Genomic DNA, 17,199 nt, shown 5'->3' on the forward strand with positions numbered 1-17,199 from the left:
TGTGGTTAAAGTAGCGATATTTGCCTCTGGTTCAGGTACGAATTTTGATAATATTATGCAACGAATTGCCAAAGGTGAACTTCAAAATATTGATGTAACAGCTTTATATACGGATCAGACGACTGCACCTTGTATTCAACTTGGACAAAAACACGGTATAACCGTTCATATCCTTCCACCTAAAACATATGCCAATAAGCAAGCGTATGAAGAGGATGTATTGAACCATTTAAAAAATGAAGGTGTTGAATGGGTTATACTGGCAGGATATATGCGATTGATAGGGCATACACTATTAGAAGCGTATGAAGGACATATACTTAATATTCATCCGTCATTATTACCTAAATACAAGGGAATTGATGCGATAGGACAAGCGTTAAACAATGGGGAGCAAGAAACGGGATCTACGGTACATTATGTTGATGCAGGTATGGATACAGGGCAAATCATCGCACAGCGTACTTGTCCAATTTATCCTAATGATACAAAGTCATCATTGGAAGATCGAATTAAAGCATTAGAATATGAATTATATCCAGAAGTCATAAAAGAGATTATTCGATAAGGAGTTTAAATCATGACGAAAAAAGCGATTTTAAGTGTTTCTGATAAAACAGGTATTGAAACATTTGCACAATCACTTGTAGATAGTGGTTATACATTATATTCAACAGGTGGGACATATCGTGCTATTGAAGCTGCAGGCGTACCCGTTGCTTCAGTATCAGATTTAACAAAGTTTGATGAAATTATGGATGGTCGAGTTAAAACATTGCATCCAGCTGTGCATGGTGGTATTTTAGCGGATCGTGATAAATCAGAACATCTTGATCAGTTAGCAGCGCATAATATTGATTTAATTGATATGGTCGTAGTAAACTTGTACCCTTTCCAACAAACTATTAAAAGTCCTGATGTTACAGAGATGGATGCAATTGAAAATATTGATATTGGTGGTCCAACAATGCTACGTGCTGCTGCAAAGAATTTCAAACACGTAACAACAATTGTAGATCCAGCTGATTATAATGAAGTGATCACACGTCTGAATAATAATACCTTAGATGAAGCTTTCCGCAAAGCATTGATGATAAAAGTGTTTACGCATACTTTTGAATATGATCAGGCCATTAGCCAATATTTCGGTGCCCACCGAGAGACCTTGCGCTATGGGGAAAATCCTCAACAATCAGCGTCATTTATTCGTACATCTCAAGCACCTCATACACTCGCTGGAGCCTATCAGCATCATGGTAAGCAATTAAGTTACAATAATATTAAAGATGCAGACGCAGCATTAGCGCTTGTGAAAAAGTTTGATGGACCTGCAGCAGTTGCTGTTAAACACATGAATCCGTGTGGGGTGGGTATTGCAGAAAATATTCATCAAGCATATTTAAATGCATACGAGGCGGATAGTCAGTCTATCTTTGGAGGTATCGTTGCATTAAATCACCCGGTAACAAAAGCATTAGCAGAAGATTTACACAGCATTTTTCTCGAAGTCATTATTGCACCGGGATATGAAGACGAAGCATTAACCGTACTGCAACAAAAGAAAAATATTCGTTTATTAGAAGTAGAAATGACTGATGAACAAGATGAGCAAGAGTTTGTCTCTGTATCTGGAGGATATCTTGTACAAGATAAAGACCACTTTGATGTATCACAAACGGAGATGAAGGTAGTTACGGATGTAGCACCAACTGATGCACAATGGCAAGCACTTCTTTTAGGATGGAAAGTTGTTAAAGCCGTGAAAAGCAATGCGATTGTACTGGCAAATGACAAGCAAACTGTTGGTGTTGGTGCTGGGCAAATGAATCGTGTAGGTTCAGCAGAAATTGCAATTGAACGTGCAATCGCAATAAACGACAATGTGATTATGGCCTCAGATGGCTTTTTCCCAATGGATGATACAGTTGAAACTGCAGCTAAAGCAGGGATTAAAGCCATTATTCAGCCGGGTGGCTCAATTAAAGATCAAGATTCAATTGATATGGCGAATAAACATGGCATTGCAATGGTTATGACAGGCATGCGTCATTTTAAACACTAATAGGAGGTTTAAATGCTTATGAAAGTACTTGTTATTGGTGGTGGCGGACGTGAACATGCCATTGCTAAAAAACTGAATGATTCACCACTTGTTACACACGTATTTGCAATTCCCGGTCATGATGCAATGGCACACGTTGCTGAAGTGCATCATGAAATAGCAGAATCAGATCATGACGGCATTTTACATTTTGTTCAAGAGTATGAGATTGCATGGGTCGTTATTGGACCAGAGCAACCATTAACAGAAGGGCTGGCGGATCAGTTGCGCGAGGCAGGTGTTAAGGTATTTGGTCCGAACAAAGCGGCCGCACAAATAGAAGGTTCCAAGTCCTTTGCTAAACGCTTAATGGCTAAATATGATATTCCAACAGCAGATTATCGTGAAATTGATAATAAAGATGAAGCCTTGTCTTATGTGGAAAGCTGTGAATTGCCAGTTGTTTTGAAAAAAGATGGATTGGCAGCTGGTAAAGGGGTCATCATTGCTGAAACACGCGAGTCAGCAAAAGAAGCAGTAGAAACACTGTACCCTGAACAACAAAGCAAAGTCGTGTTTGAACAATTTTTACAAGGTGAAGAATTTTCTGTCATGACCTTTGTTAATGGGGATTACGCTGTACCTTTTGATACAATTGCACAGGATCATAAGCGTGCATTTGATAATGATGAAGGACCTAATACAGGTGGAATGGGTGCATATTGCCCGGTACCACACATTGGTCAAGATGTTTTAGAGGCAACGAATACACAAATCGCTCAACCGATTGCTCAAGCTATGAAAAAAGAGGGGTATGACTTCTTTGGTTTATTATATATCGGTGCCATTTTAACAGATGAAGGTCCAAAAGTAATTGAGTTTAATGCGCGATTTGGAGATCCTGAGGCTCAAGTATTATTGACACGCATGGAGAGCGATCTTATGGCACATATTTTACAATTAGAAGCATGTGAGCCTATTAATATGGTGTGGAAAGAAGAAGCGGTTGTCGGTGTCATGTTGGCATCTAAAGGCTATCCTAATAGTTATGAAAAAGGATACAAAGTGACAGGCTTTGAAGAAGATATAGATCATTATTTTATTAGTGGCTTAAAACGTGAAGGTACTGATTATGTTAATGCGGGTGGTCGAGTTATTTTAGCAATTGGAGAAGGACAAGATATTAAAAACGCGCAGCAAAAAGCATATGAACGTGTGGCTAAAATTAAAAGTGATCATTTATTTTATCGACAAGATATTGCAAATAAAGCATTAAAATAATAATGAAAAGACGTCCAGAGTTGGTAAAGTTCTGGACGTCTTTTGTGATACGAGTGTACAGTTACGTTAATATAAACGGGAAATAAATAGCAAACTGACAGCTCTTTATTGTGCCTTTTCATATCATCGAGATCATGAAAAAGCAAGATAGATCATTCAATTAACGTGCATCTAAAATACCGGTAAGTGGTATGTAGAGCGATAATATAAAAGCTAAAGTTATGATACAAATGATAAGCAGAATACATAAAATATCACGATAACTAAAAGGTGCATCATAATAATATGTACGCTGACCATCATGAAATCCTTTTTTCTCCATAGCAACCGAGAGACGATGGGCTTTACGAATATTTTGGCTTAGGAGTGGGATTAACAAATGCTTTAATCGTTTAATGCCGCTATAATTTTTATTATTAATCATTTGATAGCGCATTTTAAGGGCGTTACGCAGTTGAAAGACAGAATCAATCATTAAGGGAATCATCCGGAATGCAGCCATAAAAGCATAAGCAATTTTAGGTTTGACTTTGAGATGTTGCATAAAACTATAAAAAATCATAATCACTTGCGATGTAAAAGCGATAGCCAAACCAAAATAACTGATAACTATTGTTCTTAATGATAGGTGCAATCCTCTCACTAGACTTTCCACACTAATTTGGACAAAGCCGAATTTGAGTAAAATATGTTGTCCATCTCCGTAAAAAATCATAAAAAGTGAAGATGTTAATGCAAAGAATGTCGCCATACTTGCAAAAATAATAACTACACGCCATTGCGTACCAGCAAAACATATTAAGAACAGAAACATCAGTAAAGCAAGATAAAGCATAAAGTCAAAGTTATGAATAAAGATAATAAAGAAAAATAGTGAAATGCCAAGCGCTAACTTTGTAACAATATTAACATGATCTAAAAAAGTAATACGTGTTTTCCAAGCTTCAATCATTGTTTCGCACCTCACTGTCATAAAGTACACCGTTATTAATTTCAAGACGTCTTGTTGGATAACGTTCAATAATGTTTGGATCATGCGTTACCATAACGATCGTTTGACCTTTAGCAATGCGTTCCTGAAATAATTGAATAAGTTTAAATGTATTATGACTATCCAAGCCAAATGTGGGTTCATCTAATAAAATAATGTCAGCTTTAGTACTTAGTGCAGTTGCAACGCTTAAGCGTCGTTTTTGTCCCATAGACAATTCAAAAGGATGTTGCTTAGCGACATGACATAAATCTAATAATTCCAGCATAGCAAATGTTTGTTCTTTGGCATGTTGTGGGTTTGTATATTCGTAGTTAATATAAATTTCATCATATACACTATTTTGAATAAATTGTAATTCAGGGTTTTGGTAGACTAAATACATATGATTTGCGGCATCACGTATTTTGGTGAGTCTTTGACTGTTCCAATACATATCTCCTTTATAACGAATCAATTGCATCATAGATTCAAGTAAAGATGTTTTTCCTGTTCCGTTTTTTCCGGTAACAGTAATCCATTCACAAGGACCTATATGCAATTGAGGAATGTGGTATAGAGCATTGCGCCCTCTTTTAATGTCTCCATTTTCGTATTTAAAGGCAAAGGGTATTAATGATTCAGATGTTGACGGTTCAGATTTAGGTTTAGGTGCATTATTCCAAGCATTTGGATGCCAAACACCGTACTCTGATAAAATTGCTTCATGATGTTTCAATATGTGATTAGGCGTTCCTTGTTGAATAATTTTTCCTTCGTGATTTAGTAAAATAACACGATCAACATAATCCCAAATATGTTCGACTTTATGCTCTACAATCAGTACTGTTTGATCTTTCCATAAATCTTTTAATAAATCCCATAAATTTTTGGTAGCATTGACATCTAGCATAGCAGTAGGTTCATCCAAAAAGAGTGTATCTGTTTGCATTAATAATGTTCCAGCTATTGCGAGCTTTTGTTTCATTCCACCGCTGAGCTGGTTGATTTTAGTTTTAGGATTAACATTCAGTTGAACTTGTGCTAAAGCATCTGCAATATAATCCTCCATATCTGTACGTGGTATTTGACGATTTTCCAATATAAAAGCCAATTCCTCGTCAACCTGTGGCATACAAAATTGTGAATCGGGGTCTTGGAAAATAACGCCTGCATGTTGCGCTATCTCTAGTCCATCATACTTCATAGGTAGATCAACGAGGTTAGGCACGATACCACTTAATACATTAAGCAATGTACTTTTACCAGATCCAGATGGACCGAGTAATAGAACTTTTTCTTTTTCTTTAATTTCAATATCTAGTCCATCAAAAATTTTATATTCTGAGTTTGGATATTTTAAGCGTAAATTTTTAGCTTTTAACACCATTTTGTCTCTCCTTACAGTGCATCATAATCATCCTTAGAAGCGGGGCGGAATAATTTTGTTACACCAGTCTGATCCAGCGCTTTAACGAGATAATAAGGAAATGCACCTGCTAAAACAGCACCACTTAAAACGCGAAAAGTAATTAATAATATAAGGTTCCATGTTGCGACTTCATTTAAGTAGCCATAGTACCAATCGATAGGTAAGCTGATGATGGCAGCAGACATACCGGCTAAAAGACATACCATAAAGGCACGTGAACGATAACGGAAAATAGCAAAAATAAGTTCACACGCTAAACCTTGTAGTAATGCATAAATAATTGTTGGAATGTCAAATCGTCCCATCATAATTGTTTCACCTGCACCTGCTGCAAACTCAGCGAGTAAGGCAATTCCCATTTTAGGGATGATAAGATACGCAACAACTGCTGCAGAGAACCACATACCATACATCAGTTGATCAATATGTAGCCCTAATGGTTGAACGCTGTTATGTACAATCCACCATAAGTTATAGAGTACAGCAAAAATAACAGAAACAAGTACTGTTACAAGTATGTCGGATAATGTTAATCCTTTTTTCATAATAAAGAAGCCTCCTAAATGTAAATAAACGCACATCCCTTTACTAGAGATGTGCGTTTAAGTGCTTCCGCTTATTCAAAGTAATATCAGTATATTATAAATATTAAAATATAATATACAGCTTATTATAATGGTAATTGTGATGAACGTACTTACACTTTCCTCCGCTAGTATCATCTAGTTCAGGTTCAAAGGGTTTGAGGATAAACCTCATCTCAGCTTTCACACCCCTAGTGCATATATATTTAATTGATACAGTCAATGTACACGTCTTTATAAAAAAAGTCAAGAAGTGTACGCTACATTTTAGTATGATAAAAGAAGTAGTGTAAGCGTAGGGAAGAAATTTTAATCAGTAAAAAATTCCCCTCATCTACATTTTACACTACTTCTAAAACTTTAAGGCGTCAGATATCAATAGGCTAATGATCTGTTTATGATTATAAGATTAGTCTAATGTGTTTTGAATATCTTCTTTTGTTTGTTCAACGCCCTCTTTAGTATCTTGAGCTTTGTCTTTTAATGTTTCTTCTTTCTTTTTTGCTTTTTCAGCAGCTTGTTTTAAATCTTTTTCTGTCATGATTAAAAACACTCCTTTATAATATGTGATACTAACCTATATCCACTATATAATTTTTGTAAACATGGTATCAAAAAGTTAATAGATTATGACATAAACTTTATGATCTATATTTGAATATCTCGTAGTTTACAATATGGATATATTGGGAAAATAAAGCATGCGATTTTTATGAAATATAAGTGATTTTAATGATCTATTTCGTTTGCGCTTATCCTATTTTAAGAATGTGTATTTTTTTATCGTACTAAAGACCGAATTTCTGCAATTATAAAGACAGCAAACCGTTGTTCATATATAATAACTGTGAGGTGAGAGGATGTCCTTTTTTAAGAAGTACACCGAAGTAATTTATAGTTATATTATAGGTGCGATGTCAATTCTTTTAAGCATCATTATTTTTGTTAATATTCCACTCATTCATCAACTCAAAGATGGTAAGCATCACGTCTCAAGAATAGAGAATGTATGGGACTTTATTATGGCTTTTTTCCAAGAAATCATTAGAGTGATGAGTAAATACATTGGGGAGTTTCCACTTACTAGTGGCATCATTATACTGTTATTCGGTATTGTTATGTTAGTGATCGGTCGTGTTTTAACAAATACGACACGTTTTGATTATGACATTTCGATATTGTTTTTACTTGTAGGTATTATTTTCTTTGTACTAACACTTATTTTTATGTCTCAAATTTATGGAGTATTGGCTTTTATTTTTGTTATTCCTTTTGTGATACACATTGGCTATATTACGTTTAAAGATGAGTTGAATCCATTGCATCGAAAGCAGCATTATCTATGGATTATTTTCGGTTATGGTATGAGCTATATTATTTCCCAACTTGCGCTTTATACACGCCTACAAGGTAGGGAAGTTGCACCGATTGATGTGTTAAGTATTAATACATTTTTTGTCGTACTATGGCTGATTGGACAAATGGCAATTTGGAATTTCTTATTTTTACGTCGTGCATTACCTGTCTTACAAGAAAATGATGAGACAGCGGACGATACTTATTTAAGAAGTAAGAAATATCAATTTGGTGATCAATCCAAAGTACATTTTAAAGATATTCAAAATCGTACGACAGAGCTGACACAAGACATTACACATCGTACACGTCGTAGTATTAATATCGAAAAGATTCGTGCAAAGCGAGATCAGTTTAAAGAGAAATGGTTAAGTTGGGCAAAATTAGAAGAAGAAGATATTCCGTCATTTTTACATCGCCCAACATGGTTGAAGCGTTCGTATATTAATATTGCTTGTGGTGTAATTATATTGTTTTTTATTTTACTGGAGTTTAATAATCGTAATGCATTATTTATGTCGGGAGATTGGCAGCTATCTCAAACGCAATATGTTTATGAATGGATCAGCTTATTGCTATTATTATTTATTGCAATGATATATATCTTTACATCTATTACGTATATGCTAAAGGGACGCCATTATTATTTACAACTATTTATGATTAGTATTTTATTTTTTAAACTTTTAACAGAGTATATTGTTATACTTTTTCATGGATTATTACTCTCAATATTTATTACGCCTATCTTAGTATTGATGCTTGTACCTGCAATTGTAGCTTTTGTGATACAGTTACGTGAACCAGCATCAAAAGACCAACAAGATAGTGAATATAAATAGAACATATGGATTGAAAACCTAATATTTCTCATGGGATACAGTGTTTAGTAAAGTCGTGATACGTTTCAATGTGTTTAACTCATGGATGTTATAGGTCGTGATATAATTTCAGAAGTGTTGAAGACATGAGGGAAATGGTTTGATAGTATTAGAATAACTGTAGAGTACTAAGCATTAATGGGCTTTATGAGTGATACGATAAGACTTTTTGTACGGATGAAGGTTATCGTATCACTCTTTTTAGTGAGATGATATGCGTGTTAAGATAAAGTTAATGATAATAGGAGAGGCTGAGAAAATGAAAACTGTCATTTTAAATAAAGGTAAAGAATCAAAATATATGAATGGTTATCCATTGATTGAGGAAGAAGATATTTATCAGCACGATACGTTACAAGAAGGTGATCTCTTTCATCTTAGAACATCGCATGATATATATATCGCAACATGTTATGTCGGTCGTCAACATAAGGGATTAGGTTGGGTTTTGACATACGATGAGTCACAGATGATCCATCAATCTTTTTTTGAAGATTTATTTTTAGCGGCATTAGAAGAGAGAAGGTACTACTACCATGTCGATGGTACGACGGCATTTCGCTTATTTAATGGAGAAGGCGATGGTGTTGGGGGATTAACAATCGATAATTATAATGGTCATCTCTTAATACAGTGGTATTCAGAAGGCATTTATACGTTTCGAAAACAGATTATTGAAGCGATTAAAAAGGTTTTTAACTATACGTCGATATATGAAAAAACACGCTTTAAACATACGCGCATTGCAAGTGGATTTGTTACAGGTGAAGCACCACAGTTTCCGATTGTTGTAGAGGAAAACTTCACTTTTTACAATGTGCATTTAGATGATGGCCCGATGACTGGTATTTTCCTTGATCAAAAAGAGGTTCGTAAAAAGATTCGTGATTATTATAGCGAAGGAAGACAACTGCTTAACTTATTTAGCTATACTGGCGCTTTTTCAGTGATTTCAGCACATCAAGCTGAACAAACTACAAGTGTAGATTTAGCAAATCGTGCAAGGCACTTAACAGAAGAAAACTTTGGACTAAATGGTATTGACCCTAAGTCACAAAAGATATTTATCATGGATACATTTGATTATTATAAATATGCAGAACGTCATGGCTTAATGTTTGATACCATTGTGATTGATCCACCTAGCTTTGCACGTAATAAGAAAAAGACTTTTTCAGTAATAAAAGACTATGACAAACTCATTAAAGGTGCATTGCCTTTATTGAATAAAAAAGGGACACTAGTATTAAGCACCAATCACAGTATGTATAGTTTAAAAGCATTTAAAAATATGGTGAAGCAGACAATGTCACAATTAGGCGTTGAATATCATATAGATGAAGTGATGGGACTGCCTAAAGATTTTAAAACACATCCACATTATAAACCGTCTAAATATTTGAAAGTTATTTTTATTACGTTGATGCATTAATCATTCATAAAAAGGGGTAAGAAGTAAGATGTAGTATGTGAAAGGTGGATAAAATTTATGAGAATTACAAATAAAATTACAGAAACATTAGGCAATAAAGTACTAAATATCGAGAAAATAACGAATAAAAGTGTATTACCCCAAAATGAAAAAGATATAGCAGAGCGTCGTAAAAAGGCAGAATCAGTTGTTAAAAAGAAAGCATTGCTGTCATCTGGTGCTACGGTCGTACCTATACCCGGTTTTGATTTTGGTGTAGATATGAAACTGATGAAGGATATTATTGAGGATATTAATAAATTATATGGATTAGACCATAAGCAAGTGAATAAAATGAGTGACGATATGCGAAACCGTATTGTAATGGCAGCAGGGATACAAGGAAGTCAACTGATTGGTAAGAAAGTAACAAGTGGTCTTTTAAAGGTGTTTGTACGTGATATTGCCAAACGTGCAGCAGCCAAACAAACACGTTGGTTTCCAATTGTAGGTCAGGCAGTATCAGCATCGTTAAGTTACTATTTTATGACCAAAGTAGGTAAAGAACATATTCAGAAGTGTGAAAATGTTGTCAAGACACTGGTTTAGATTTTTCAATAAATTGTAAAAAAAGCATAAAGCATTCACATGATAAGGGTTTCACAATTGAATTTGACCCTATATTTTGGTAATGTTAAGGCATACTAGCGAAGTTAAATATCTTATGCTAAAAATTTATAAAATAGAAGGAGTAAGATGAAAGATGGAACAACAATCATATGTAATTATTGACGAAACAGGAATTCATGCACGTCCTGCAACAATGTTAGTGCAAACAGCTTCAAAATTCGACTCAGATGTACAATTAGAGTACAATGCAAAAAAAGTAAACTTAAAATCAATTATGGGTGTTATGAGCTTAGGTGTTGGGAAAGACGCTGAAATTACAATTTACGCTGATGGTAGCGATGAAAAAGAAGCAATTGAAGCAATTACTGAAGTGCTATCAAAAGAAGGTTTAACAAAATAATGTCATCATTGATTAAGGGAATTGCAGCTTCTGATGGTGTTGCTATTGCCAAAGCGTATATGCTCGTAGAACCCGATTTAAGCTATAACCAACAGACAACAGAACATCCAGAAGAGGAAGTTCAAAAATTTCAAGATGCATTGAATAATGCTAAAGTAGAGTTAACAAAAATTAGAAATAATGCTGAAGAACAACTGGGACCAGATAAAGCGGCCATTTTTGATGCGCATTTATTAGTACTTGATGACCCAGAATTAATCCAACCTATTGAAAGTAAAATTAAAGATGAACAGGCGAGTGCACCACATGCATTAACAGAAATCACTCAAAATTTCATTACAATTTTTGAATCAATGGATAACGAATACATGAAAGAACGTGCAGCGGATATTCGTGATGTTTCTAAGCGTGTACTTGCACATATCCTTGGTGTAGAATTACCTAACCCAAGTATTATTGATGAGAGTGTCGTTATCGTTGGGCACGATTTGACACCATCTGATACAGCACAATTGAACAAACAATTTGTACAAGGGTTTGTAACGAATATTGGGGGACGTACATCTCACTCGGCAATCATGAGTCGATCATTAGAAATTCCTGCTGTAGTTGGTACAAAATCAGTTACAGATTCAGTGCAACAAGGTGATATGATTATTGTTGATGGATTAACGGGAGATGTAATTGTTAATCCAACTCAAGATGAAGTTCGTGCATATCAACAAAAGCGTGAAGCATTTTTTGAAGATCGAGAAGCTTTAAAGCAACTACGTGATGAAGCGTCCACAACGCTTGACGGTAAGCACGTCGAACTTGCAGCAAATATTGGGACACCGAATGATTTGGAAGGTGTTAAAAATAATGGCGCAGAAGGAATCGGCTTATATCGTACAGAGTTTCTATATATGGGTAGGGACAGTATGCCTTCAGAGGATGAGCAATTCGAAGCATATAAAAAAGTATTGGAAGAAATGGATGGTAAGCGTGTAGTTGTACGTACTTTAGATATTGGTGGAGATAAAGAGTTACCATATTTAAACTTGCCAGAAGAGATGAACCCATTTTTAGGGTATCGTGCAATTCGTTTATGTTTAGATCAACCAGAAATCTTCCGCCCACAATTGCGTGCGTTATTACGTGCTTCTGTATATGGTAAATTAAATATTATGTTCCCAATGGTCGCAACAGTTCAAGAGTTTCGTGACGCGAAGGCATTGTTACTTGAAGAAAAAGAAAACTTAACAAATGAAGGTATCGAAGTCAGTGATGATATTGAATTAGGTATTATGGTTGAGATTCCTTCAACAGCGGCTTTGGCAGATGTATTTGCAAAAGAAGTGGACTTTTTCAGTATAGGTACGAATGACTTGATTCAGTACACAATGGCGGCAGACCGTATGTCAGAGCGTGTGTCATACTTATACCAACCTTACAATCCTTCTATTTTACGTTTAGTGAAGCAAGTGATTGATGCTTCTCATAAAGAAGGTAAATGGACAGGTATGTGTGGTGAGATGGCTGGTGATGAAACGGCAATCCCACTATTACTTGGATTAGGATTAGATGAGTTTTCTATGAGTGCGACATCTATTTTAAAAGCACGTCGACAAATTAAAGCTTTAAGTACAACTGAGATGACGCAATTAGCAGATCGTGCGATGAATTGTGCGACTGTCGATGAAGTGATCACACTTGTTCATGAAGCAACTTCATAAATACAAAAAACCTGAGATTTTCTCAGGTTTTTTTGTATTATAGCCCTAATATTTGGTTTAACTTATCGATGTCTACTTGATACATGGGTTCGTTATTCAACAAAATAAAAGGTGTTGCAAAGGCATCAAATTCAATCATTTCATTACGATAAATTGAATTTGAAATATTACGTTCATCAAATGATATATTATGTTCTGTAAGATAGTTTTTGATAAATGTACAAGGTGGACATTCATCTTGTGTATAGATAATTACTTTTGTCATAATTCAACCTACTTTACTTTATAAAATATAATGTGATCTCAACGATACATACTTAGATACTCAGTGTATTATTGCGCATTTTTTAAAATAAATTGGCGTGGGTTGCCGTACAAGGATTCTGCGCCAGCAATCTCTTGTTTAGCATAAATTGATGTTGCACTACCTCTAAGGTTATGACCATATGTCCGAACGCCGAAGACTTCGTAGCGACTATTGACAAGTGGGGATCCAGATGCACCAGATCTAAACTTATCTTTCGACAATAATTCAAAACCGTTTGAACTTTGTTGAAGAAAGACAATTCGATTCCAATAGGCTTTTGTATTATCATTGCCTTGCCATGGATAGCCAAGTGAATAAAGGCGGTCATTAAACTTTAACTTTTTTATTTGTGTATTGGAAGCAAGCTTTAGGGGTTGGACTTTTGCACGATTGACCATGTGTTCTTTCGTTTTGACAACAACCAAATCATATCCGGGTACACGTTTGACTGATTGAGCGTGAAAACGATAAGGGATACGCTTGCCATCTCTATTGAGGTCGAATGTGATATATTTTGCAGCAGACTGTTGTCCGTTTCGTTTTTCAACGACATGTGCATTTGTCACAAATGTATGATTGCCGACAACAAAGCCTGTCCCCATGCTATCTTTGCCACGTCCTTTGAAACCATCTCTATTAGAAACACGACCTACTGCTTTATACTTAGTTTTATGTGCATAATTATAATGTTTAATTGAAACATTTTTATTATTTACTTTTTTAGCTTTTTGCAGTGCACTATTTGCATTCCATGATTCTAAACCATTATAGTAATGTGTGCTTGCTTGAACTGTTTGAGATGTTGGAGATACAAGTGTTATGCTTAAAAGTAAAGCAGTGACACTCCCTTTGAGTAATTTATTTTTCATAGGTTCTATCCTTTCTCTATATAGATCTTTTGGTTATAGACATATTAAATGTTACTCAAAAAAAGTCTGTTTGACAATAGTGTACTAAGAGGGGAAAATAACTATATTATACAGCATGGAGGTTCAGTGATGGATAAAGAATATGTAGTGATTGGTTTGGGACGTTTTGGAGGAAGCATCGTCCGTGAGCTTAACGCATTAGATATGGATGTTATGGCAATTGATAAAGATGAACATCGTGTTGATGAATATAGTGATATTGCAACACATGCTGTGGTCGCAGATACTACAGATGAAGCGGTCATGAAAAGTTTAGGGATCCGAAATTTTGATCATGTTATTGTTGCAATCGGTGAAAATATACAAGCAAGTACGTTAACAACATTAATTTTGAAAGAGCTTGGTGTAAAAAAAGTAACAGCAAAAGCGCAAAATGATTACCATGCGAAGATACTCAACAAGATTGGTGCAGATACAGTCGTACACCCTGAACGAGATATGGGAAGACGTATTGCTCATAATGTTGCCAGTGCTACGGTATTAGACTATTTAGAACTATCCGATGAGCATTCTATTGTAGAGATGAAGGCAACAGAAGCAATGGCGGGGCAGACATTGATTGATTTAGATATTCGTGCACAATACGGCATTAATATTATTGCAATTAAGAGACGTAAAGAAATTATTGTATCGCCACAACCAGACATGGCTTTAGAGTTTGATGATATTTTGATTATGATTGGTCATGATAATGACCTCACACGTTACGAAAAGAAAATTGCACACTAAATCTATATAATTAAAAAGTGGAGATGCCTTTTGTATCAAGGTTCTCCACTTTTTGATTATTTTGTTTCATTAACTTTCATAATGACAGGTAAAATCATAGGTTTACGTGCTGTTTTTTCGTATAAATAAGGCTGCAATGTTTCAATAATAGAAGATTTGATCTGGTGCCATTGTATATTATTGTTATGATTTAATTTATAGATGACATCTTGCTTGATTTTCTTTTGAGCATCATAAATAAGTTGACCTGATTCACGCATATATACAAAGCCACGTGATATAATGTCTGGACCAGACAGCAATTGGTTTGTATTAAAGTCAATACTTACCACAACGATGACTAAACCTTCTTCGGATAAGAGTTTACGGTCTCGAATGACAACATTACCAATATCACCAATGCCACTACCATCTACAAGAACATTGCCTGATGGGATACGACCTGCCGTACGTGCTGAATCATGTGTTAGCGCTAATACATCACCAATATCATGAATAAAGACGTTTTCTTCTTTAACGCCACAATCCACACCCGTTTGGCCGTGTGCAACAAGCATACGATATTCCCCATGAATAGGTAAGAAATACTTAGGACGTATTAAACGTAACATGAGCTGTTGATCACCTTGAGAGCCGTGTCCAGATGTATGGATATTTGAGATTTTGCTATGAATGACTTCAGCACCAGCTTGATAAAGGGCATTGATCGTACGATTAATGCTCTTAGTATTACCTGGAATAGGTGATGAGCTAAATACAACAGTATCTTCAGGGATGATTTTGATTTGTTTATGCGTACCATTAGCAATACGTGAAAGTGCTGCCATTGGTTCACCCTGAGACCCTGTACATAAAATAAGAAGCTCATGCTTTGGAATACTATTAATTTTACTTGGTTCAACAAACGTTTCTGGAGGTGCTTTAATATAACCAAGTTCGGTACCAATTTTAATATTATTTTCCATTGAGCGACCAAAAGTGACGATTTTACGATTATATTTGACGGCAGCTTCTACGGCTTGTTGTACACGATAAATATTTGAAGCGAAAGTTGCAAAAATAATACGTCCCGTACAGCTTCGGAATATTTTATCTACATTTTGTCCAACCTCACGTTCGCTTAGTGTAAAGTCGGGAACCAGTGAATTTGTAGAATCTGAAAGCAGACAAAGCACCCCTTCATCACCAAGTTGCGCCATTTTTGCCATGTTTGCTGGTGCACCAACTGGTGTGAAGTCAAATTTGAAGTCACCAGTATGAACAATTTTGCCTTCAGGTGTATCAACGACAACACCATATGCTTCAGGAATACTATGTGTTGTTAAATAAAAGCTGATTTTAAAATGCTTAGATTCTATAATGCTATCTTCTGTAATCTCATTGAGTGATGCAGTGCGCAATAAGTGATGTTCTTCCAATTTGTTACGAATCAAACCTAGAGCAAGGGGGCCACTATAAATTGGAACATTAATTTTTTTCAGCAGGTAGGGCACACCACCGATATGGTCTTCGTGACCATGTGTGATAACAAGTCCTACAATCTTATCTTGATTTTGTTCAAGATAGGTATAATCTGGTATAACATAGTCAATACCTAATAGATTATCGTCAGGAAACTTAATACCTGCATCAATAATTAAAATCTCATCTTTATACTCTACGGCGTAGGTGTTTTTTCCGACTTCACCTAATCCACCTAGTGCGTATACACCCACCTCGTTTTTTTGAAGTTGCTTCATTATTCTGCGCGCTCCACATTAAAGTGATCAGATTGTTGTTCATATTCTAAATGTGCGCCCTCTAATTTAGTTATGAATTCAATATTATAATTACGTTCTTTTAAAAAGCGACGAACTTGTTCTTCTGTTTCAGCCTCGATATATGTCGATTGCGTATTCTCACGAACAATGACTTCATCGCGATTATGTTGATAAAATACTTTGAAAATTGCCATTTAAAATGCCTCCTAAAATTTAAAAAGTGAATTTATAATTGCGACAACAATACAGTAAAGGTAAATACAGTCATTTAATCTATAAGCATAAATAAAAAATATGAATCGAATGAATGTCAAACCGGTGTTTAACAGAATTCAATTCATGGGTTGATATTACAGTTAAAAAGTATGTTGTCTCTATATTCAAAAATTGCCGTACTTTTGATGAGATGTATAGCTAGAAGCAACACATCAATCAGTTATATTCATTTTACATGAACTTATTGAATAAATAAAGTGGAATGTCAGAAATTGATGGGAGAAGAAAAGGATTGCTTTTCTAGGCGAAAACATTAGGAAAGAGAAAAAGTGAAACAATGCAATCTTTGAAAGGAATGCATTGTCTCACTTTAAATATATCACTCTTGTGATTTTCCAAACGTTCTTTACCCGTTAATTTTGAGTGAACATTTGTACTATTTTTTTAGTGTATAGAAATATTGAATTTTTGATGTTTGTTTTAATACATGATGATCTTTGAAGTACCGTTGTTATAGCGTTTTAACCGATAGGGGTAATCAAAAGTATTATTTGAGT

The 17,199-nt window shown here is 35.2% G+C and carries 17 protein-coding genes and 1 riboswitch; of the genes, 9 read left to right on the forward strand and 8 right to left on the reverse strand.

Going from position 1 to position 17,199, the window contains the following annotated elements; all coding sequences use genetic code 11:
* Position 1: 1 nt before the first annotated feature.
* The 3 genes from purN to purD are packed head-to-tail and all read left to right on the forward strand — an operon-like array spanning position 2 to position 3,322.
* Positions 2–568, forward strand: coding sequence for a phosphoribosylglycinamide formyltransferase (purN, locus tag FGL66_RS02800; RefSeq protein ID WP_180810098.1), 567 nt, complete (start codon positions 2–4; stop codon positions 566–568).
* Between the two features lie 12 nt (positions 569–580).
* Positions 581–2,062, forward strand: a complete 1,482-nt coding sequence (purH, locus tag FGL66_RS02805) for a bifunctional phosphoribosylaminoimidazolecarboxamide formyltransferase/IMP cyclohydrolase (protein ID WP_180810099.1) — start codon at positions 581–583, stop codon at positions 2,060–2,062.
* A gap of 18 nt (positions 2,063–2,080) precedes the next feature.
* A complete protein-coding gene (gene purD, locus FGL66_RS02810) occupies positions 2,081–3,322 on the forward strand; it encodes a phosphoribosylamine--glycine ligase (RefSeq protein ID WP_180810458.1) in 1,242 nt (413 codons plus the stop codon).
* Positions 3,323–3,482: 160 nt separating this feature from the next.
* On the opposite strand, the gene FGL66_RS02815 is transcribed toward purD, so the two are convergent.
* The 4 genes from FGL66_RS02815 to graF all read right to left on the reverse strand — a co-directional run bounded on the left by FGL66_RS02815 (position 3,483) and on the right by graF (position 6,849).
* The gene (locus tag FGL66_RS02815; protein ID WP_180810100.1) at positions 3,483–4,274 is read right to left on the reverse strand and encodes an energy-coupling factor transporter transmembrane component T family protein; all 792 of its coding nucleotides are present in this window, start codon (positions 4,272–4,274) and stop codon (positions 3,483–3,485) included.
* Positions 4,267–5,679: an ABC transporter ATP-binding protein gene (locus FGL66_RS02820; protein ID WP_180810459.1), complete on the reverse strand. Its 1,413-nt coding sequence runs from the start codon at positions 5,677–5,679 to the stop codon at positions 4,267–4,269. The genes FGL66_RS02815 and FGL66_RS02820 overlap by 8 nt, the downstream gene beginning before the upstream one ends.
* 14 nt (positions 5,680–5,693) lie before the next feature.
* On the reverse strand, positions 5,694–6,269 hold the full coding sequence (locus FGL66_RS02825; RefSeq protein WP_180810101.1) for an ECF transporter S component: 576 nt from the start codon (positions 6,267–6,269) through the stop codon (positions 5,694–5,696).
* A gap of 142 nt (positions 6,270–6,411) precedes the next feature.
* A riboswitch (TPP riboswitch) is annotated at positions 6,412–6,511 on the reverse strand.
* A 206-nt stretch (positions 6,512–6,717) separates the two neighbouring features.
* The gene (graF, locus tag FGL66_RS09640) at positions 6,718–6,849 is read right to left on the reverse strand and encodes a glycopeptide resistance-associated protein GraF (RefSeq protein ID WP_219621804.1); all 132 of its coding nucleotides are present in this window, start codon (positions 6,847–6,849) and stop codon (positions 6,718–6,720) included.
* 319 nt (positions 6,850–7,168) lie between these two features.
* On the opposite strand from graF, the gene auxA reads away from it, so the two are divergent.
* The 5 genes from auxA (at position 7,169) to ptsP (ending at position 12,701) form a co-directional block, all read left to right on the forward strand.
* Positions 7,169–8,506 (forward strand): lipoteichoic acid stability factor AuxA, encoded by a 1,338-nt coding sequence (gene auxA / locus FGL66_RS02830; protein WP_180810102.1) that lies wholly within the window; start codon positions 7,169–7,171, stop codon positions 8,504–8,506.
* A 298-nt stretch (positions 8,507–8,804) separates the two neighbouring features.
* On the forward strand, positions 8,805–9,977 hold the full coding sequence (locus FGL66_RS02835; protein WP_180810103.1) for a class I SAM-dependent rRNA methyltransferase: 1,173 nt from the start codon (positions 8,805–8,807) through the stop codon (positions 9,975–9,977).
* A 57-nt stretch (positions 9,978–10,034) separates the two neighbouring features.
* Positions 10,035–10,565, forward strand: a complete 531-nt coding sequence (locus FGL66_RS02840; RefSeq protein ID WP_180810104.1) for a DUF697 domain-containing protein — start codon at positions 10,035–10,037, stop codon at positions 10,563–10,565.
* A gap of 154 nt (positions 10,566–10,719) precedes the next feature.
* Positions 10,720–10,986, forward strand: a complete 267-nt coding sequence (locus tag FGL66_RS02845; protein ID WP_180810105.1) for a phosphocarrier protein HPr — start codon at positions 10,720–10,722, stop codon at positions 10,984–10,986.
* A complete protein-coding gene (gene ptsP / locus FGL66_RS02850) occupies positions 10,986–12,701 on the forward strand; it encodes a phosphoenolpyruvate--protein phosphotransferase (RefSeq protein WP_180810106.1) in 1,716 nt (571 codons plus the stop codon). Before FGL66_RS02845 ends, ptsP begins: the two co-directional genes overlap by 1 nt.
* Before the next feature lie 37 nt (positions 12,702–12,738).
* Here ptsP and FGL66_RS02855 read toward each other — a convergent pair whose 3' ends face one another.
* Together FGL66_RS02855 and FGL66_RS02860 are read right to left on the reverse strand one after the other, a co-directional pair.
* Positions 12,739–12,966, reverse strand: a complete 228-nt coding sequence (locus FGL66_RS02855; protein WP_180810107.1) for a glutaredoxin family protein — start codon at positions 12,964–12,966, stop codon at positions 12,739–12,741.
* 68 nt (positions 12,967–13,034) lie between these two features.
* On the reverse strand, positions 13,035–13,877 hold the full coding sequence (locus FGL66_RS02860; RefSeq protein ID WP_180810108.1) for a S1 family peptidase: 843 nt from the start codon (positions 13,875–13,877) through the stop codon (positions 13,035–13,037).
* Positions 13,878–14,006: 129 nt separating this feature from the next.
* On the opposite strand from FGL66_RS02860, the gene FGL66_RS02865 reads away from it, so the two are divergent.
* The gene (locus tag FGL66_RS02865; protein ID WP_180810109.1) at positions 14,007–14,666 is read left to right on the forward strand and encodes a potassium channel family protein; all 660 of its coding nucleotides are present in this window, start codon (positions 14,007–14,009) and stop codon (positions 14,664–14,666) included.
* Positions 14,667–14,722: 56 nt separating this feature from the next.
* Here FGL66_RS02865 and rnjA read toward each other — a convergent pair whose 3' ends face one another.
* Positions 14,723–16,405 (reverse strand): ribonuclease J1, encoded by a 1,683-nt coding sequence (rnjA, locus tag FGL66_RS02870; protein WP_180810110.1) that lies wholly within the window; start codon positions 16,403–16,405, stop codon positions 14,723–14,725.
* Complete coding sequence (locus FGL66_RS02875; RefSeq protein WP_180810111.1) at positions 16,405–16,620, reverse strand: DNA-dependent RNA polymerase subunit epsilon; 216 nt, start codon at positions 16,618–16,620, stop codon at positions 16,405–16,407. Before FGL66_RS02875 ends, rnjA begins: the two co-directional genes overlap by 1 nt.
* Positions 16,621–17,199: the final 579 nt, after the last annotated feature.

Origin of the sequence: Staphylococcus sp. 17KM0847, from assembly GCF_013463155.1 — a bacterium.
Lineage (GTDB): Bacteria > Bacillota > Bacilli > Staphylococcales > Staphylococcaceae > Staphylococcus.